Origin of the sequence: Vibrio sp. 10N.286.48.C11, from assembly GCF_041469805.1 — a bacterium.
GTDB classification, from domain to species: Bacteria; Pseudomonadota; Gammaproteobacteria; order Enterobacterales; family Vibrionaceae; genus Vibrio; species Vibrio crassostreae_C.
In genome coordinates this window covers 58,896-76,989 of record NZ_JBFRLK010000003.1, presented here as the reverse complement: position 1 = coordinate 76,989, position 18,094 = coordinate 58,896, and the positions used below count along the sequence as shown (strand labels likewise).

The following is an 18,094-nucleotide window of genomic DNA, read 5'->3' as shown; positions in this document are numbered from 1 at the left end:
AAATAGTCACATTTGAATATCACGAGTAGAAAGCGCTGAGAATAAGATAGCGGCTTGTATCGCACTGATTACAGCAGCGATACAAGCATCTGAATACAAACACTAGTGACTATCTTGTTATCGTTCCTTAAAAACCAGAGCGAGCTTCTGCACTTTTCTGAGGTGATTGAGCTTGTAGGAAAGGCAGTAACAGCAAGCCAATAACGGCCGCACAAGTAGAGATGGTAATGAAGAACCCACTCCAGCCGTAAGCTTCTAGAACGAGCGCTAATGGGTAACCAGAAAGTGCTGCTCCCATATAAGCAAACAAGCCAACAAAACCTGTCGCCGCCCCGGCAGAGTCTTTATGTGAACATTCCGCCGCCGCCATGCCAATAAGCATTTGAGGGCCAAAAACAAAAAAGCCAACGCAGAATAGCCCAGCCGCTTGAAACACAAAGTTGGTTAAAGGCATAAGCCATAAAGCCGAAACCGAAAGGAAGATGCCAATCGCAAACAAGATGTTCATTGGACCGCGGTTGCCACCAAACAACCTATCCGATCCCCACCCAGCAACAAGTGAACCAACAAAACCTCCTATCTCGAACAGAGACAAGGCAGCGTTGGCGTTGATCAAACTGTAATCGTGTTCTTCGGTGAGGTATAAATTGCCCCAGTCGTTAACTGCCGTTCTTACGATGTAAACCAACACATAACTAAAGGCGAGCAACCAAATGTACTTATTGCTGAACACATAGGTTTTCAGGATCTCTCGATAGCTTAACCCTTGCCCATGGCTCTCTTGCGCTAATTCCAGGTGATCACTGCGCCACTTCCCTACCGTCGGAAGTCCCATGGTGGTGGGCTTGTCACGTAAGCGCCAGCAGACAATAAGACCGATAAAAACACCAATCACACCCGGCCAGATAAACCCAGCTCGCCAACTGAACTGCAGCGTTAGATAACCCACAAGAATAGGGATAAGCGCTCCACCAACGTTGTGCGCTGTATTCCAGATTGCCCAGCGAAAGCCTCTTTCGGAGCGAGAATACCAAGTCGTCAATAACTTGGAACACGATGGCCAGCCCCAACCTTGGAACCATGCATTCAATACCCATAGCGAGATAAAAGCCGCTAACGAACTCGAAAAGCCAAACGCGATGTTTATCAGACCAGTCGCGATTAGGCCAAGCCCCATGAAGTAACGAGGGTTCGACCGATCCGATATCGTGCCTGAGATAAATTTCGATAAGCCATAAGAAAGATAAAAGAGCGTGCCAATTAAGCCGATATCGCCTTTGTCCAAACCTAGATCGGTGATCATTGCAGGCGCGGCGTAATTAAAGGTTTTACGAGTGAAGTAAAAACCCGCATAGCCGACATACATTCCTATCATGATGTGAAGGCGCCAATAGCGATAACTCTGATTGACCTCATCATCAGTTAGAGCATCACTCTCTGACGTTGTTGAGCGCAGAAATCCAAACATATTCGTTCTCACACTTTAGGTAATGTAACGCTGATATTGGTACCCGAAGATGAGCCATTAGCGTTGATTGTCATCTTGCCGCCGAGCGCCTGAACACGCTCTTGCATACCGCGAACACCCATTCCTTTGAGAAGATCTTGCGCTGTAAAACCAATGCCATTATCTGATATCTGAAGATAAGCCTGGTCACCTAAAAGCAGTTCAATTCTGATTTCGCTCGCGTTGGCGTATTTAGAGGCATTGTTTAGAGATTCTTGGCACAGCCTGAAGATAGTGACCTTAAGCGTGTCACTCAAACACGAGTAATCACCTTGCCAATTTAACTGAATATCAACGCCGTGATCCGAAAACTCCATCTCTCGAATAAGCTGTTCCACGGAATCTTTTAGGTCCAGATCGTCCAGCATCTTAGGTCTTAATTTTGTAAGTAGACGTTTGGTGGTGTCATAAACATTCAAAGATAATGATTCAATGGTACCCGCACAGCGAACGCTCATCTCAGCCGCGTCGACACGTTTAATAATGCTTGCCTGAGTACGAATTGCCGTGATGTTTTGGCCGATTTCATCATGCAGTTCACGCGCAATATCACGACGAACCGACTCTTCAGCGGTAACTAACTGACGTGAAAGGTTTTGATTTCTGGAGAGTTCACTTCGCAATTTGGAGTTGAGATCTTTCTGCTTTTGAACCGCTAAACCAAGCAGTATACCTGTGATGGTTTGAGCAGATAGAGACAAGAGTAAGTCGGTAATTTCGAGTTTGGATGTTCCGCTGTGGGCTGCAATCAACGCGACACTATTTAACATTGTTGCAAGCAGAGCACCTTGCCATCCATAACGAACGGCGAGCAAGATAATAGGGATCGCCATACAGAACGGGGCAAAGCGCCTTAGCTCATCAGGCAAACTGGTTTGTATCAAAATACTGGCGACCAACAACACGCTATATAAAGCAATATGACGGATTTTGAACTCAACGACATTATTGATTAAGTAAGAGCTCAATGGTGCCCACTTGTTTTGGAATAGATAGTTCCAGACCAGATAACACATCGGCACCAGCATCAGTCCGCCAGTAATACTCACCAACCACACCATGTAAACAGCAGAAACATGAGAACCCACCACGGCAACGTTAATAAATGCTGTGACCATGATTAAGCTCGCCATCACTAACAAGTGACGATTCTGGTCACCAGAATAATAACGCTTGGCAATTAGCGTGGCAGGAATACTCAATCCACTGGCGATGAGTATCGTCAGCCATTGGGGTTCATCAAGCAGCAGAGCTAAAGCAATCGCAAGCCCCCACTCTGCAATATAGATGGCAGGCCAATAGTGGGTACGAGTGTGCAGCGTCATTCCCAGTCGAAGTGAAAACGGGAAAAGCAGAATGGCTAACTCAGGGTCATTAATGAAATAGAAGGCAATAACCCATAAACAGAACCATGCACAGCCAGCCATAAAAACCCCACACAGGGAGGTGGCTAGGTAAGAACGCATTAGTACTGGTCTTGTGTAAACAGTTTCGCTAACTCGACATTATTCTTAACATTGAGTTTGTCCATCGCATTGGCACGGTGTACATGCACCGTTTTATGGCTAACCCCTAGCTCTACGGCAATAGATTTTACATCGAGCCCTGTCGCCAATAACTGACACACTTCGCTTTCTCTGCGGGTGAGCTGATTTAAAGAGGCTTTATTCTTCATGGGCGTCGCAAGCTTTATGGCGATATCGGGCGTGAGATAACAGCCACCATTTGCGCTCGTGTGTACGGCTTGGATTAACTCATCAGGGTTACAGCGCTTGCTGAGATAACCTTTGGCTCCTAACTCTAATGACTTCTCAACCATCGCCGGAGAGTCATGTACGCTCAGCATGATACTGGCAATGCCTGATGGAATCTCTTCCAATAAGCTCAGGCCACTTTCGTCTTGCATTGAGATATCTAAGATCACGACATCAGGGTGACAACTTGGCAATCCTAGGCGCGCTTCTGCCGCAGAGTTGAATTCCCCCACGACCGTAATATCAGCTTCAAGACTGAGTAATTGAGCAAAGCCAGATCGAACAATGACGTGGTCATCAACAAGCGCAACATTAATCATGATATTAACCAAAATTAAGAGTAAGAAAGAAAAATAGCCCCAACAGGAGCTATCTAAAATTAAGTTTATTAATAGAGATGATACTGAATCGAACTAACGATTGGTATGATCTCACGTGCTTTAAACCAATAAAGCACGTGAGACTCGCTACGCGTTTTGAGACGCTAAGTGTATTTTCTTAGCGTGGCGAATCTTCTTCTCTTCCGCAACCGCAACGAATAGCAGTAACACGATACAAATGGCAGCTGACGTATCAAGCGCTGCGAACGTGCCTTTCCAACCCGTTAAGCCAAAAATAGGTGTGCCGTCTGCAATCATACCTAGGCCAAGTTTGGCAAAGCTGTCACCAATTAAGTAAGCAAATGTACCTTTCACGCCATCCGCAACGCTGATTGCTTTCTTAGGCACGAAACCTACTGCAGCAACACCAATCAGCAACTGAGGACCAAATACTAGGAAACCAAGCACAAACAGTGATGCTAGGTACATGAACTCACTGGTTGCATGCTGGTAGAACTCTAGCGAAACGATAATCAGGCCAAGCGATACACAAGCAACCAAAGCACGGCGTCCGTTCGCAAGGTCTGACAGATAACCCCACATTAACGTACCGACCAGTGCACCAACCTCAAACAGAGTGAAGCCTGAAATCGCGGTTTCTTTTGATAGACCTAGCTCTTGATACGCATAAACGGTAGACCATTGATCGATACCGATACGAACAATGTATAAGAAGATATTCGCGAAGCAGAGCAACCAGATCACTTTGTTTTTCAGGATGTATTCAACAAAGATCTCTTTCTTAGTCATTTGATTTTCTTCAGCAGCCGTATCTTCTTCGCTGACTTCTTCATCAAACAACTCTTCAACCGTACCTAGACCATAGGCTTCTGGAGAGTCATTACCAAAGCGCATACCAATAAAGCCAACCACAATCGCAATGATTGATGGGAACACGAACATACCGATCACGTTGCCATCAAAAAGGTAGTTAGCACCGAACAGAGCAACACCAGCGGCACCTGCGCCACCCACGTTGTGCGACATATTCCAAAGGCCTAAATAAGAACCACGCTTGTTACGAGGCGTCCATTTAGTGATGGTCGAGTAGCTTGAAGGACCGCCGGTACTTTGGAAGAAACCACTCAACGCATAGAAGGCAACCATCAAGAATAAGCTAGCGCTGCCGCCGCCCATACTGAAGCTGAAGCCCAACATGGCAATACCAGAAAGGACAAGCATGAATGGCAGGAACTGCTTGGTGTTTTTACCATCGGCATAATAGGAAACGACGGTTTTACCGATACCGTAAGTGATAGAGAAACCCAGACCGATAAGACCTAGATCCGTCATCGATAATCCATAAGTAGAAATCATGTCGTTTTGCGCGACATTGAAGTTCTTACGGATCAAATACATGGTTAGATAACCAATGAACACGACGAGGTAAGATTGTAGGAATGGTTTAAACCACATTTTTCTTCTAGTTTCGACCGGAAGATCCAGCGTCGGTTTTCGAACCTGATCTAGGAACTTTAACATTGTGAACTCTCTTATTTTTTGTGAGGTCTGCACGGCATAATTGCGGCCATACATTGTTTGTTAGTTGACCGTGAAATAATAAGGAGTCTAAAAATCGACCGCATGAGAGAGGGTCTTAGAATAACTAGGAAAAATTCTTAGTTCAGAATTGGGAGTCAAGAAAGCGTGAACAGCATCACTTTGTTTACGGTCTGTTATGGATTGATATTACGATAACAAAAGTCACTCATTTCAGGGCTGACGAACCTTGTAAATAAACAGAAACGAGTGGATTACTTCACTAAAAAAACACCAGTATCGGTTCATCACCATAAAACTCCATGGTCATGGTGTGTCCGATACTGGTTCAGCATTCATTCTGATTAAAATAGATTCAATAGGCTTGTTACGTTTCGCGTGAATCGTACTACAGTCGCTTGCCGCTACCGTCTTCCCACATTACTTCACATTCATCTTTGATGGCAGCTTTTAATAATTCAACCAGTGGGAACGCTCGACTACCTATATTAACAGGCGCTTCAACCACCTCTTCTTCATTGTCGTCATCAGTATTTTCATGCTCTACGGACTTGCTCTGCTCTGCTGCAATAGCAGCACGTAGATTATCCAGAGCTTGAGGAACCTCTGAAGCATCCATAGCACCTGGGATGGAGCCGCTATGCCCAAGCATCTTGATGAACTGGAGGCCGACTTCACCAAACATCGTGACACTAGCATGAGCTTTACAACTAAAGGTAATTAACATAATGAGCCTTTCTTAATTTTGGTCGTTTACAAACTATGTGGAGTAACTCTCTGGAAAGCAAGTAGATAAACATCAAACAACGGTTACAAGTTTGATGCTTAAATCTAATCTTCTAGAGATGACCAGCACCATCGGTGATATACATCACTATTTGGAATTGATTGAACAGCCTTTCATATGAAACCTTGATAGTAGTCACACTAAATAGACATCTAAGCCTCTGCATAGCTTGTTATTTAATCTACTATTAACACCATTATCAAAAACTTTGGCACAGATCACATGAAAAGGCTCGTCGGCAGGCACCTAGAAGAAATGGCGGACATACGATCCACCCGCAAGCAAAAAATTGTCCACTCCTTTTCACTGACTGCCGCTGCGTTATTCATTTTCTATACTTGGGCTTACTTCGAAGGCGAGCATTACACGCTGTCAATATTCGAATTGTGCTTCGCCATCATTGCCATTTCTAACGCTTTATATGTAAGAAAAGTCATCAATCCTGAGTATTCCGAATTGATTCTGAGTGGTGTTCTTCTAGTTCAGGGCGTCATCCTATTCTTGTACAGTCACGCCATCCCAGATCGCATCCTCTGGCTCTACCCAATTCTGGCCGCGGTCATTTTCATTAATGATTTCAGAATTGGCATTATCTTCAGCACCTCATTTTGCATATTTATCAGCACCTTAATTACAGCAATGCCCAACAATTTTTCTTTACCATTTAACAGCACACACAGATTTTTCCTTAGCTTATTTACCATGAGCTTGGTGTGCCACACATCCGCCTATTACTACACAAAAGCCGTCAGTTATATTCAACGCCTGTATAAAGAAGGCATTGAAGATCTCGCTTACAGAGATCAGTTAACCGGCTTGGCAAACCGTTGGAGCTTTGAACGCTGGGCGACAGAAAAACTAGCCACCGTGGATAGTGAGCGATCACTTACGGCATTGGTCTTTTTGGATATAGATGACTTTAAAGGCATTAACGACAGCTACGGGCACGATGTGGGAGACAGTGTCTTACAGCATTTTGCCAATCGCTTGAGCAACAACATTCGAACCAGAGACAGAAAAAGCCATGAATACGATTATTCCATCGCGCGCTTTGCTGGAGACGAGTTTGTTCTGATGCTCTACGATGTGCCAACTCGTAAAGATCTAGACGGCATTCTAGATAGGATCTGCGGGCTGTTCGAAAGCGGCTGCCAAACAAACGAGAGAATCAAGGAATTGACGTTAAGTGTTGGGGTTGCTTTATATCCGCAAGATGCCCAAGAATTACATGAGCTGACGAGATGTGCTGATAAAGCGATGTATGTTGCCAAGCATTCAGGAAAAAACCGATATGCTTATTATCACGACAACCCAGTATCGACCCTGATAGAAGAACTACCAACGAGCCTTGTTAGCTCAGCACCGGATTCATCTGAACTTGAAGATTGCTTTGAAGCGAAGATCGAAGGGAACAATGTTACGCTATTAAAAATGCGTCAACGCTAGCCATTCCTATAACGGAGCGGCGCTGCTAACCTGCAAGGTACATAAGCCAAAGACTCACTAACCCGATCATAATAATCCATATGACTTGACGTGTTCGGTTTGGGTTATTCCCTTTAGGTCGCCTCACCACGGTTTTAAAAGCGGCTTGCTTAGCTGACTGGATAAACGGCGCTTCTATCTCACGTTTTTTCACGCGGCGTTTAACTGCGCTGTTTGCAACCTCTGTAAAGCGCTGGCTTTGCTCCGTTGTAAAGTCGTTATCAAAACCTATCCGACCATGCCTTTCGCCATGTTTTTGCTGAACTGCCATAGCGGCCTCCTTGGCGGTCTACTCTCTACTCAAGTATAGACATAATTTCATCTTGTTACCTGTTCAAGATTTTCGAATAAGTCACTCAACGCTGTGCCATCTTCTTTTTAAATCAAATTACATAAACTACAGCTATTCAAGTTTATGAGGGTTTCAAAATGACGAATGTAAGAGCAGTAGATCATGTGATTGCAGCACATGCCACCTCAGATGGTGATGGCGTCAAAATCCAACGACTCGCAGGTTTTAATAACGCACGTTTCTCTCCATTTTTAATGATTGATGAACTGAAGTCGGATGAAAGCAAAGACTATGTTGGCGGCTTTCCTCCACATCCTCACCGTGGGATAGAAACGCTCACTTACATGCTCCAAGGTCACTTCCAACACAAAGACCATATGGGGAATGTTGGAGAGCTACGCAGCGGTGGCGCTCAATGGATGGCCGCAGGCCGTGGTGTCATTCACAGCGAAATGCCAATGATGGAAGAAGGTGCGCTGCATGGTTTTCAGATTTGGATAAACCAACCTGCGACACACAAAATGCAGCCAGCTCAGTATCACGATTTCCAAAGTGAAAGCATCGCGGAGCATCAAAGTGAACAAAGTGGTTTGTTAAGAGTGATTGCCGGAGGGTTTGAACTGCACAACCAAACTGACAAGGATTCAGAGGCTTTACGAGCGCAGGGTCCATTACAGAAAACAGGTGTGCCATTAAGCGTTGCGGATTGGCGCTCTCATTCTGGGCAAAAAGTCACGTTAGGGACTAATGTTAATCACAATGCCATGACTTATGTGTACCGAGGCAGTATTAAGATCGGCGACAAAGTCATCAACCAAAGTCAACTTGCCCTGCTCACCAAAGCTGAATTGTTGTCTTTAGAAAGCCTAGAAGATTCAGGTGTACTGATTTTTTCTGGTCAGCCGATTAATGAACCTGTCGTGCACTATGGTCCGTTTGTCATGAACTCGATGGAAGAGATTGAACAGACAATTCAAGACTACAACAACGGTGTGTTTGAGACTTACTGATGTCTTGGCTTTGAGCTTTGAAGGTTGAAGAGATTTTGCAACGAACAACGATTTGGTCATCCATTTGATGACTACAAAAACAAGTGACACTATCCACTGCCGGTTACTATCACTTATTTAACCACGCTCCTAGAGCGTGGTTTTTTTCTATTCAATCAGAGACAAACGATGCCCTGATTGAACAAATTTAGATCTGATTACAAATACTCACATAGGTAAGCTGTCGCTTCTTTTACCTGTAGGTCGAATGAAGAGTCACCCGCAACGTCAAAAGACTCACCAGATTGGTATGTCGTCCAGTCATCATCGCCAACACGCTTTACAATCAAAGCACCTTTAACAACGGTCATCTTTTCTGGAGCCGCAGTACCAAAAGTGTACTCACCAGCCGCCATTACACCAACACTCACATCAGCACCAGACTGGTTAAACGCTAACGACTTAACGCCACCTTCAAAGTATGTGTTTTCTTTAATCATTGTACTTCCTTGTTATCTTCAAATTGCAATTATTGAGCTCACCGAGTAAGCCTATGCGTAAATTTAGGTGATAATTGTTTTAACCAATTCGAGACTTTCCTACAAGAAATAAATACGCATAGCTTAAGCATTTCTGGAGTTCGCTTTCATTGATAGCGTAAATACTGAGGAGCAAGGCTAAAAACCACTAAAGCAACCACATTTATTAGAACATTCGATCCTGCTTCTAACTCTTAGAACAATTTTTGCAAACTAAGGTTTTAATTAATAGAATCTAAAACAATATCAGTCGAAAAATGAAGAGATAATGGCAAAAAAGCCGACTAAAAGCAGAGATCTATTTGCCAACTCGTTACTCTACGGCTTCCTATTAGCTGGCTTTATGGTTGCCCTCACCGCCGGCTATTTTGCTTACCAAGCCCACCAGCAATCTGTCAGCCCAAGCAACGTCTATGGCACATGGATAGAGATTGCGGCGCCACCTTACAACACCGACATCCTGACACTTTCAGAAAACGGTGTGATGATGAATCATCGTCTTATCACTACCTCATTCGATTTTGACGGGAAGATCGTCACGATCAACACTGGCTCTGGAACCACCGTTTACACCATCAGTGGTACTTACGATTCGCCTCGCTTAAAGCGATTAGAGCCAAGCGTACCATCTCAGCAATTTATTAAAGAAGGCTACGAAGATACTGCGACTGGTGATACCCATAGTGTCATGCAACAACGACGCGCTTCCTTAGCTGAGCAATTCAAAAGATAACCCTCTTATCCATACTGCCATAAGCATTCGTCTTCAAGTTTACCCGTCGATCGACCCCGCTCGCTCAACATACTTCACTTTGTGATTCAGCTTCAATCCACAGTATTTTCTTATAGTTTGTCGCACCTTTTCATAACTTCATGTCGTGAATTTTCACTTGTGAGATTTTCCTACTGAAGGATGTTTTATTTTATAAAACATGGACTCAGCCTCTCATTCATTAAGCAACAGAATTGTAACAAGATACAATTTTTTAGTTGTCCATCGAAAACGGATTTATTTTCAGTTATGAAATTAAAACTCTCTCGAATACTGACTGGGAAGCTCCTTCAAAACTGATTGGAGCCGTTTATGGGGCCATTGGGTTCTCGTAATCTTCAAGGAATGAGAGAAATAGTATGATTCGTATAAATACCTGTGCTGCAAGCATTGCTCTAGCGCTATCTAGTACAGCATTAGCTGCTCCAACAGCACCTAGCATCGACATGTACGGTTCCAACAACCTGCAATTTTCTAAAATTGAACTCGCGATGGAAACCACCTCTGGCTACAACCAGATGGTGAAATATCACGACCAAGCGAAGGTCGACGTTAAGTTCAACCAATGGAGCGGAACGTCAGGAAACACGTACAACATCTACTTTGATGGCGTTAAAGTAGCCACTGGCCCAATCACTGGCAGCCAAACCACGGCTTCATTCGAATATGGCCAAGGCGGCTTATTCGAAATGGAAATAGAAGCGTGTGACGAAACAGGTTGTAGCAAAAGCGCACCCGCTAAAATCACGATTGCCGATACAGATGGCGCACACTTAGCGCCACTTGCGATGAATGTGGATCCAAACAACAAGTCATACAACACAGATCCAAACACGGTAGTCGGTACTTACTTTGTTGAGTGGGGTATTTATGGTCGTGACTACACGGTAGATAACCTACCTGCTGATAACTTGACCCACATCCTTTACGGCTTCATCCCAATTTGTGGTCCTAACGAATCAGTAAAATCGGTAGGTGGAAACAGCTACAACGCCCTCATGACAGCTTGTCAGGGTGTTAACGATTACGAAGTGGTGATTCATGACCCTTGGGCGGCTTTCCAGAAAAGCTTCCCTCAAGCGGGACACGAATACAGCTCACCGATCAAGGGTAACTACGCAATGATGATGGCGCTCAAACAGCGTAATCCTGATTTGAAGATCATCCCATCGATTGGTGGCTGGACGCTGTCTGACCCGTTCTTTGATTTCACAACTAAAGCCAACCGTGACACCTTTGTAGCGTCTGTTAAGAAATTCCTTAACACATGGAAATTCTACGACGGTGTGGATATCGATTGGGAATTCCCTGGTGGTGGCGGTGCTGCTCCAGACCTTGGTGATCCTGTAAATGACGGCCCAGCTTACATTGCACTGATGGCAGAACTTCGCGTGATGCTAGATGAGCTAGAAGCGGAAAACGGTCGTACTTACGAGCTCACTTCTGCGATCGGTGTTGGTCACGATAAGATTGAAGACGTGAACTACGGCGATGCTATCCAATACATGGATTACATCTTCGCAATGACTTACGACTTCTACGGCGGTTGGAACAACGTGTTAGGTCACCAAACAGCACTAAACTGCGGTAACTTCATGCGTCCTGGTCAATGTGATGGCACAGGCCTTGATGAAAATGGCGAACAGTACACAGGCCCAGCTTACACCACAGACAACGGCATCCAATTGCTACTTGAACAAGGCGTTCCAGCGAACAAACTTGTGGTTGGTACAGCGATGTACGGTCGTGGCTGGGAAGGCGTATTACCATCATCACTCACCGATCCGAGCGACCCTATGACAGGCGTTGGTAACGGCAAACTGAAAGGTAGCTCTGCGCAAGGCGTATGGGAAGATGGCGTTATTGATTACAAAGGCATTAAAGAAAACATGCTTGGCGCGAATAACCAAGGCATCAACGGCTTCGAATATGGCTACGACGAAATGGCAGAAGCGCCTTACGTTTGGAACCGTACTTCAGGCCAGCTCATCACATTTGATGATGACCGCTCAGTAAAAGCAAAAGGCGCGTACGTTCGTAGCCTTGGCCTTGCGGGTCTATTCTCTTGGGAAATTGATGCAGACAACGGCGACATCCTGAATGCAATGCATGAAGGCCTTGCTGGCGGTACAACAGATCCTGTAAACCGTAAACCAACGGCAGCTGCAGGCGCAGACCAATCAGTTGAAGGCCCAGCCTCTGTTTCTCTAGATGGCAGCGCTTCAAAAGACAGCGACGGTACAATCGCGAGCTATGCTTGGTCACAAGTAAGCGGCACGGCAGTAACGCTGGCGAACGCGAATGCGGCTGTTGTAAGCTTCGATGTGGTTGAAGTCGCGCAACAAGAAGCACTCACGTTCAGCCTAACGGTAACTGATAACGAAGGCGCTACTGCAACTGACACCGTTGTTGTAACGGTAACTCCTAAAGACACAGGCCCAGTCAATACAGCACCAGTTGCTGTGGTTACGGCTCCGGCTGAAGTGAATGCAGGTGATGTAGTCGTGGTTGATGCTTCGGCTTCAAGCGATTCAGACCAAGACACATTGACCTTCACGTGGGATGTACCTGCTGGTATCGATGCAACGGTTCAAGGTGCTTCAGTGAGCTTTGTCGCGGCGGAATACACGCAAGATACAACGCTGAACTTCTCTGTAACGGTCAGCGATGGCACTGATACATCGGTTGCGGCTACTTCAGTGAAAGTTCTAAAGAAAACCACAGGCGGCGGTACGTGTACTAACGCTTGGGATTCAGGCGCGGTTTACACTGGTGGCGACCAAGTGACTCAAGGCGGTAAGATTTGGGAAGCGAAATGGTGGACAACCGGTGAAGATCCAACAACGACAGGCCAATGGGGCGTGTGGAAAGAGATTGGTCCTGCAAGCTGTTAACTAAAAATAGGGTTGAGCTAAACACCAACTAAGCACCTAAAAGCAAGGCCAACCAGATAATGTCTGGTTGGCCTTTTTAATGTTTGTTTTCTTAGCTTTGAGCTTACGATCTTTTTACTGGCGTCCTACTGACTTGCGCTCGTTGTGCTTAGCCAATTAAGTTATCAAAGCTCTCGAACACTTGTGGGCACTTCATTACTCGCCCGTGGCCCTGTCCTTGAGTCGCAATTAAAGTAACGCGACCCATTTCATTAGCAGCACGCTGAGACACATCAAACTTAGTAAACTTGTCTTGCTCATCATGAACGATGATCGTTTGAGACTCACGAAGCGCTAGCTTTCCATAGGGATCAACAGACTGAATTGGATAGTTAAACTGCTCTTCTACTTCTCCGACTACCGCTTCAAACAGTTTCATTGAGTAGCCAGAACGCGCAACGCTGCCAAATAGGTTTTCTAGATAATCCAGTACAGGTGCAATCAGCAATAATGGCTTGTTTTCCAATTTAACGTGCTTACATTCCAACGCAGAAGCCGTGCCCATACTGTGACCGACCAAACCTGCTACCTCACCCACCGAATCGAGAATCGCTTCAAGGCCGTTCACAAACGCAGGAATATGACCATGTACACCATCACTGCCACCATGAGCAGGGTGATCATAAGCCAGAGCCGTAAAACCTTTAGCGGCGATATGTTCCATCAGAGGGAAAAACTGACTCGCGGTGCCAGACCAACCATGAGTCAGCACCCAAACAGGCCCCGTACCCAAAGAATAGGTTTTTAAAACGCCATCACGACCTTTGATTTCACTCTTGATAAGCCCTTGGGGATCAGCATTTTTCTGCTCAGTACGCATTGGAGTGAGCAGCAACTTACGTGCGGTTTTCTTCGCATGACTCGGCGCTAGGATGTAATGCAGGTTGGTTGTTGCGCCAATTAAGCTGCGCTTGAAGCTGAATTTGTTCGATGTATTAAAGTAGATTTTGTCACTCATGACCGGTCCTTGTATCGCCATCATCATTGGCGGATCGAGCTCGGCCCTGAAAATCGAACGACCGTGCTATTTGTTAGTATAAAAAATGACGATAGCGCTGTTTATGATTGCTTGCCGCCACTTCTGTTAAAATCTTTTGCAAACCTTAGTTAAGCAAAGTCACATGATTTGCGAGTTAACCTGCTGTATGTATTAAACCGCTCTCCAACTGGCTACCAAGCGCTCGACGCCACTCCAAAAATGGGTGTGGCTCGCTTGTTGGCCTCGTAACGAGTAGAACAAGTTCGCACTCAAATAAAGACCGTATAACTCGAAGGTTGCCTGTTTCGGGTCTAAATCGGCTCTGAACTGTTTGCTCTCAACCGCTTTTGCTACCTGAATCGTCAAGTAGTCAATCCACACTGAAATGGTTTTCTGCAGTGCTTTCTGAATCACAGACCTTTCACTGCCCGCATCTTTCCATGCATCAATAAACATGCAACTGCCTTGGAATGAATGGTTCCAGCCCAACCAATTGTCGAGCAGCTGTTTCAATTTCGCTTCAATATCACCATCTCCCAGCTCTCTTGCGGGAATGATGACTCTTTCGGTGAATATGGCGTTGGAATACTCGAGTACAGAGAGTTGCAGGTTTTCTTTAGAGTTGAAGTGTGCAAACAAGCCACTCTTAGACATGCCACACTGCTTGGCTAACTCGCCAATCGTCAAACTCTCAAGCCCATTCTCACTTGCAAGCGCGAATGCATGGCTCAAAATATACTCTTTGGTTATCTTTCCCTTACTCATTATTCACCAATAATAAATCTGATACATTATTTTTAGCACGTTCGTTCTTTTTTTCAAGATTTTTTACTTAACCCTAGGTATTCATTTTGTCTTATCAAAGAACTGTGGAAAAATGCGACAGTATTCAAAGGAATTTGAGTTAACCGATTATTGAGTTTAATAACTAGGGAAAGAGAATGAACACACTTTGGGAACAGTTTTCGTTTTCGGCGTCGGTAACAGGCCCTATCTGTTTAATGCTGTTTCTTGGTGTGATGCTCAAGCGAATCGGCTTAATCAATGACAATTTCATTGATGTCGCATCTAAGGTGGTATTTCAAGTCACCCTGCCCGCGATGCTATTTCTGAGTATTGTTCAATCGAATCACAACTTTTCAGCCAGTAGCGCGTTAGTTGCGTTTGGCGTCATCGCTAACTTTGTCTTTTTCTTGTTCACGATTTTCTCAACCAAATTAGTATTTAAAGGTTCGAAAGATCAAGGTGTGATTGTCCAAGGTGGATTCCGCGCCAATACCGCGATCATCGGCCTCGCCTATGTGGCTAATATCTATGGCAACCAAGGCGTGGCATTGGCGGCTATCTATGTCGCATCTCTAACCGTGTTGTATAACATTCAAGCCGTGATTGCACTGACACCCAAAGGCGAAGACACTGGTGCGAAAGCGATTAAAGTGATCGCTAAGTCGATTACCAAGAACCCATTGATCATCGCTATTTTCTTAGCGGTCGTCTTCTATGCGCTTTCGATTCCTATCCCAAAAATGGTCACTGATGCTGGTCAGTACTTTGCCAACATGACGTTACCTTTGGCACTGCTGTGTACCGGTGGGTCGCTGGACATCAGCTCGCTCAAACAAGAAAAGTTATCGACGTGGTTCGCCTCTAGCTACAAGTTAATTGCCTCACCGTTACTGATTACATTGGCGGCTGGGTACTTAGGATTTGAAGGGCTCGATCTCGGGCTTATCTTCTTGATGAGCGCAGCACCAACAGCAGCGGCAAGCTACGTTATGGCTCGTGCGATGGGAGGAAACTCAACACTGGCGGCTAACATCATCGCGCTTACTACTGTTGTTTCTCTTATCACTTGTACTCTCGGTATTTTTGTACTTACTGCAATGGATTTAATATAGCTGCGACAGGCTTCAAATAATCAATACAAGCCTTAAAACAAAGGTCGCAACCCTTGATTTAGCGCTAACTGATTCAATAAAAAGGCTGTTAGATTCTACGAAAATTTTCTTAGAGATCTGATATGTCTTCCGTTCAACATACGCCTTCACAACACATCGCCAGTATTGAGTTGGGTCGAGTGATTGCTATCTTGGCGATCATTGGCTTACATGGCCAAGTGGCACTCACTTATTGGCAAATAGATGAAGTGCCTTGGATCGGTTATGTACTCAACCAAACCGCTCGTTTTGCGGTACCTCTGTTTTTCCTAATTTCCGGTTATCTTATTCAGCCCAAGCTGACTGCCTCCCCGTGGCAAACCGTCATTAATTACTCTAAACCACTGCTTAAGGTTTGGTTAGCATGGAGCATCATTTGCTTAGTGATGCCATTCAACCTCGCGAAGGTAGAAGAGTTTGGTTACCTAGGTGAGCGCCAAGGCTATTGGGGTTTCTTAATGAACACGCCACTTAACTCTTTCTTAGAGGGTGGATTGGTTCATTTATGGTTTATTCCCGCTCTCGTATGTGCAGTTTTGATCATTGCTTTGATAGTCGAAATGAAACTCGACAAACTGCTATTACCAGCGGCCATTGTACTTTACGTTTATGGTGTTTTAGCGGGCAGCTACGCAACGCTAACCGGGTTAGAAGCACCTTTCTTCACGCGTAATGGCCCGTTCTTTAGCACGTTAATGGTGACCTTAGGTTTCCTTATTCGTCAGAATCAATGGAAGGTGTCATCAACTAAAGCGTTGGGGTTATTAGCGTTAGGCATGTTGATTCATTTTGCTGAGGCATCATGGCTCACCACGTTCGACGTCGGATTCAACATGAATGATTTCTTGTTTGGCACGGCGCTATGGGGGATGGGCGTGTTCATGTGGCTTTTAGCAAATCCAAACATGGGTAACTACGCTTGGGTTCGCGCCATTTCAAATCGCATGCTAGGTATCTACGTCAGCCATTTGCTGATCATTATCGTGCTGTTCAATGTCTGTGGAGTCTTAGGCATTACGGAATTGACAAAAGACGTTACGGTATTTTTTGGCACCGTATTGTTGAGCTTCGGGTTGGTTGTTGGAATCGAAAAAACACCACTGCGACGTGTGCTGCTTCGTTAGTGTTTGTGCCTAACATCATCAGCTAAATCAGTTTTAAAGAGTCACAAAAAATAAAGGCAAGATAACGGATTATCTTGCCTTTATTTCATCATGTCAGTAATGAGACTGTGTCACTCGTTGAAGTGTTATCGGAACGCCATTGCGCCCTTACCAACACCTTCATAAGCGACGATTTGTAGTGATTGGTTCTCTGCTAGGCTCGGTTCAACTTGATCCGCAATATAGCCAGCAAGTAATTCCACCGTGGTATCGGTCGGCAAAATTTCCGTCTCACTCTTAGCAATCGCTAGCTCAAATTCGCCTTGTGGCGCGGTGTAGCGGAAGCCATAGTGACTTTCATCATTCACACTGTTCGCATGTTCACTCAGGTTAAGTGATGAAACTGAAACTTGGTCTTCTTTAGAACCTAAATAAATGTCTTCCCAACGCTGAGCAAATGCTTGTTCACGTTGCCCGTCACGCTGACCATCGACCACGATTTCTACTGGAGAACGGTGACCATGCGCGATGCGTTGGCAGTTGCCATCATGCTTTTTTAAACCATGGGTGTAGTGGTAGAACGCGCCATTAATGTTCTCATGACGTAGGGTGATCTCTAACCCTGTGACGTTACTTGGTAGGTTATCGCGAAGAATATTGTAAACGTGTGCGGTCACACTCTCGATGGTGATCGCTTCTGCATCAATGAGGCAATATGCTTCATCAGGGCAATGTAGATGAAGACTCTTGTCACCACGCAACACATCAACCTTAGAGTAGCCCGCTTTGCTCGCTTGAAGAACAATTGCAGCGCTCTGCATTGGCAGCAGCAAACGATGATCAACATGCTCATCGACAAGCTGTTTGATCTGCTTTTTGACCTTGCTAAAATCCAGCACCATGCTCATTTCATTAAGTTCACCAGACATGGTGACATCTAAAATCCAACTATCTCCTACGACCCCTCTGTGTTCACAGATGTATGAAGAATCGATAACGGTAAGGTCTCTTACAAATAGGTTCAAGTTGAACTCCTTAATACTTTAATGAGATACGGGAGGCTGAATAATGTTCAGCAGGCACTTCGTCTCATTGGTGTCTAGATAAAATAGGACGGGCAGGATGTTACAACGAGCT

General features: G+C 45.1%; 16 protein-coding genes. 6 read left to right on the top strand and 10 right to left on the bottom strand.

The annotated features are described in order from the left end of the window. Window positions 1-127: 127 nt before the first annotated feature. The 5 genes from AB4209_RS01255 to AB4209_RS01235 form a co-directional block, all read right to left on the bottom strand. Window positions 128-1,468, bottom strand: coding sequence for an MFS transporter (locus AB4209_RS01255; RefSeq protein ID WP_065583566.1), 1,341 nt, complete (start codon window positions 1,466-1,468; stop codon window positions 128-130). A gap of 8 nt (window positions 1,469-1,476) precedes the next feature. Then, window positions 1,477-2,973: a signal transduction histidine-protein kinase/phosphatase UhpB gene (gene uhpB, locus AB4209_RS01250; RefSeq protein WP_017065060.1), complete on the bottom strand. Its 1,497-nt coding sequence runs from the start codon at window positions 2,971-2,973 to the stop codon at window positions 1,477-1,479. Next, on the bottom strand, window positions 2,973-3,581 hold the full coding sequence (gene uhpA, locus AB4209_RS01245) for a transcriptional regulator UhpA (protein WP_372054536.1): 609 nt from the start codon (window positions 3,579-3,581) through the stop codon (window positions 2,973-2,975). The genes uhpB and uhpA overlap by 1 nt, the downstream gene beginning before the upstream one ends. A 147-nt stretch (window positions 3,582-3,728) precedes the next feature. Then, window positions 3,729-5,123 (bottom strand): hexose-6-phosphate:phosphate antiporter, encoded by a 1,395-nt coding sequence (uhpT, locus tag AB4209_RS01240; protein WP_017061544.1) that lies wholly within the window; start codon window positions 5,121-5,123, stop codon window positions 3,729-3,731. A gap of 406 nt (window positions 5,124-5,529) precedes the next feature. Further along, window positions 5,530-5,868, bottom strand: coding sequence for a DUF1840 domain-containing protein (locus tag AB4209_RS01235; protein WP_017061543.1), 339 nt, complete (start codon window positions 5,866-5,868; stop codon window positions 5,530-5,532). 315 nt (window positions 5,869-6,183) lie between these two features. On the opposite strand from AB4209_RS01235, the gene AB4209_RS01230 reads away from it, so the two are divergent. Then, window positions 6,184-7,374, top strand: coding sequence for a GGDEF domain-containing protein (locus tag AB4209_RS01230; protein WP_372054587.1), 1,191 nt, complete (start codon window positions 6,184-6,186; stop codon window positions 7,372-7,374). A 25-nt stretch (window positions 7,375-7,399) separates the two neighbouring features. On the opposite strand, the gene AB4209_RS01225 is transcribed toward AB4209_RS01230, so the two are convergent. After that, the gene (locus AB4209_RS01225; RefSeq protein ID WP_017061541.1) at window positions 7,400-7,684 is read right to left on the bottom strand and encodes a hypothetical protein; all 285 of its coding nucleotides are present in this window, start codon (window positions 7,682-7,684) and stop codon (window positions 7,400-7,402) included. A 158-nt stretch (window positions 7,685-7,842) separates the two neighbouring features. Here AB4209_RS01225 and AB4209_RS01220 point away from each other — a divergent pair, with 158 nt between their 5' ends. Then, window positions 7,843-8,715: a pirin family protein gene (locus AB4209_RS01220; protein ID WP_372054534.1), complete on the top strand. Its 873-nt coding sequence runs from the start codon at window positions 7,843-7,845 to the stop codon at window positions 8,713-8,715. Window positions 8,716-8,912: 197 nt separating this feature from the next. Here the strand turns inward: AB4209_RS01220 and AB4209_RS01215 are convergent, their stop codons facing one another. Continuing rightward, on the bottom strand, window positions 8,913-9,194 hold the full coding sequence (locus tag AB4209_RS01215) for a pyrimidine/purine nucleoside phosphorylase (RefSeq protein ID WP_017057600.1): 282 nt from the start codon (window positions 9,192-9,194) through the stop codon (window positions 8,913-8,915). Window positions 9,195-9,501: 307 nt separating this feature from the next. Between AB4209_RS01215 and AB4209_RS01210 the strand changes: the two genes are divergently transcribed. Then, the gene (locus tag AB4209_RS01210) at window positions 9,502-9,966 is read left to right on the top strand and encodes a DUF2850 domain-containing protein (RefSeq protein WP_017065063.1); all 465 of its coding nucleotides are present in this window, start codon (window positions 9,502-9,504) and stop codon (window positions 9,964-9,966) included. Between the two features lie 398 nt (window positions 9,967-10,364). Further along, window positions 10,365-12,899 carry a glycosyl hydrolase family 18 protein gene (locus tag AB4209_RS01205; RefSeq protein WP_372054532.1) on the top strand — a complete coding sequence of 845 codons (2,535 nt, stop codon included), beginning with the start codon at window positions 10,365-10,367 and terminating at the stop codon, window positions 12,897-12,899. Window positions 12,900-13,047: 148 nt separating this feature from the next. Here AB4209_RS01205 and AB4209_RS01200 read toward each other — a convergent pair whose 3' ends face one another. Both AB4209_RS01200 and AB4209_RS01195 read right to left on the bottom strand, forming a co-directional pair. Further along, on the bottom strand, window positions 13,048-13,896 hold the full coding sequence (locus tag AB4209_RS01200) for an alpha/beta hydrolase (RefSeq protein ID WP_017065066.1): 849 nt from the start codon (window positions 13,894-13,896) through the stop codon (window positions 13,048-13,050). Window positions 13,897-14,088: 192 nt separating this feature from the next. Continuing rightward, a complete protein-coding gene (locus AB4209_RS01195; RefSeq protein ID WP_029235279.1) occupies window positions 14,089-14,682 on the bottom strand; it encodes a TetR/AcrR family transcriptional regulator in 594 nt (197 codons plus the stop codon). A 176-nt stretch (window positions 14,683-14,858) separates the two neighbouring features. Here AB4209_RS01195 and AB4209_RS01190 point away from each other — a divergent pair, with 176 nt between their 5' ends. Next, window positions 14,859-15,815: an AEC family transporter gene (locus AB4209_RS01190; RefSeq protein ID WP_102321390.1), complete on the top strand. Its 957-nt coding sequence runs from the start codon at window positions 14,859-14,861 to the stop codon at window positions 15,813-15,815. Window positions 15,816-15,937: 122 nt separating this feature from the next. Beyond that, window positions 15,938-16,978, top strand: coding sequence for an acyltransferase (locus tag AB4209_RS01185; protein ID WP_372054530.1), 1,041 nt, complete (start codon window positions 15,938-15,940; stop codon window positions 16,976-16,978). Window positions 16,979-17,103: 125 nt separating this feature from the next. Here AB4209_RS01185 and AB4209_RS01180 read toward each other — a convergent pair whose 3' ends face one another. Beyond that, on the bottom strand, window positions 17,104-17,982 hold the full coding sequence (locus AB4209_RS01180) for a 6-pyruvoyl tetrahydropterin synthase family protein (protein WP_372054528.1): 879 nt from the start codon (window positions 17,980-17,982) through the stop codon (window positions 17,104-17,106). Window positions 17,983-18,094: the final 112 nt, after the last annotated feature.

What these genes read in the sequence shown, in the direction of transcription:
- AB4209_RS01255 (WP_065583566.1), bottom strand. Translation starts at nt 1,468, where the DNA reads ATGTTTGGATTTCTGCGCTCAACAACGTCAGAGAGTGATGCTCTAACT.
- uhpB (WP_017065060.1), bottom strand. Translation starts at nt 2,973, where the DNA reads ATGCGTTCTTACCTAGCCACCTCCCTGTGTGGGGTTTTTATGGCTGGC.
- uhpA (WP_372054536.1), bottom strand. Translation starts at nt 3,581, where the DNA reads ATGATTAATGTTGCGCTTGTTGATGACCACGTCATTGTTCGATCTGGC.
- uhpT (WP_017061544.1), bottom strand. Translation starts at nt 5,123, where the DNA reads ATGTTAAAGTTCCTAGATCAGGTTCGAAAACCGACGCTGGATCTTCCG.
- AB4209_RS01235 (WP_017061543.1), bottom strand. Translation starts at nt 5,868, where the DNA reads ATGTTAATTACCTTTAGTTGTAAAGCTCATGCTAGTGTCACGATGTTT.
- AB4209_RS01230 (WP_372054587.1), top strand. Translation starts at nt 6,184, where the DNA reads ATGGCGGACATACGATCCACCCGCAAGCAAAAAATTGTCCACTCCTTT.
- AB4209_RS01225 (WP_017061541.1), bottom strand. Translation starts at nt 7,684, where the DNA reads ATGGCAGTTCAGCAAAAACATGGCGAAAGGCATGGTCGGATAGGTTTT.
- AB4209_RS01220 (WP_372054534.1), top strand. Translation starts at nt 7,843, where the DNA reads ATGACGAATGTAAGAGCAGTAGATCATGTGATTGCAGCACATGCCACC.
- AB4209_RS01215 (WP_017057600.1), bottom strand. Translation starts at nt 9,194, where the DNA reads ATGATTAAAGAAAACACATACTTTGAAGGTGGCGTTAAGTCGTTAGCG.
- AB4209_RS01210 (WP_017065063.1), top strand. Translation starts at nt 9,502, where the DNA reads ATGGCAAAAAAGCCGACTAAAAGCAGAGATCTATTTGCCAACTCGTTA.
- AB4209_RS01205 (WP_372054532.1), top strand. Translation starts at nt 10,365, where the DNA reads ATGATTCGTATAAATACCTGTGCTGCAAGCATTGCTCTAGCGCTATCT.
- AB4209_RS01200 (WP_017065066.1), bottom strand. Translation starts at nt 13,896, where the DNA reads ATGAGTGACAAAATCTACTTTAATACATCGAACAAATTCAGCTTCAAG.
- AB4209_RS01195 (WP_029235279.1), bottom strand. Translation starts at nt 14,682, where the DNA reads ATGAGTAAGGGAAAGATAACCAAAGAGTATATTTTGAGCCATGCATTC.
- AB4209_RS01190 (WP_102321390.1), top strand. Translation starts at nt 14,859, where the DNA reads ATGAACACACTTTGGGAACAGTTTTCGTTTTCGGCGTCGGTAACAGGC.
- AB4209_RS01185 (WP_372054530.1), top strand. Translation starts at nt 15,938, where the DNA reads ATGTCTTCCGTTCAACATACGCCTTCACAACACATCGCCAGTATTGAG.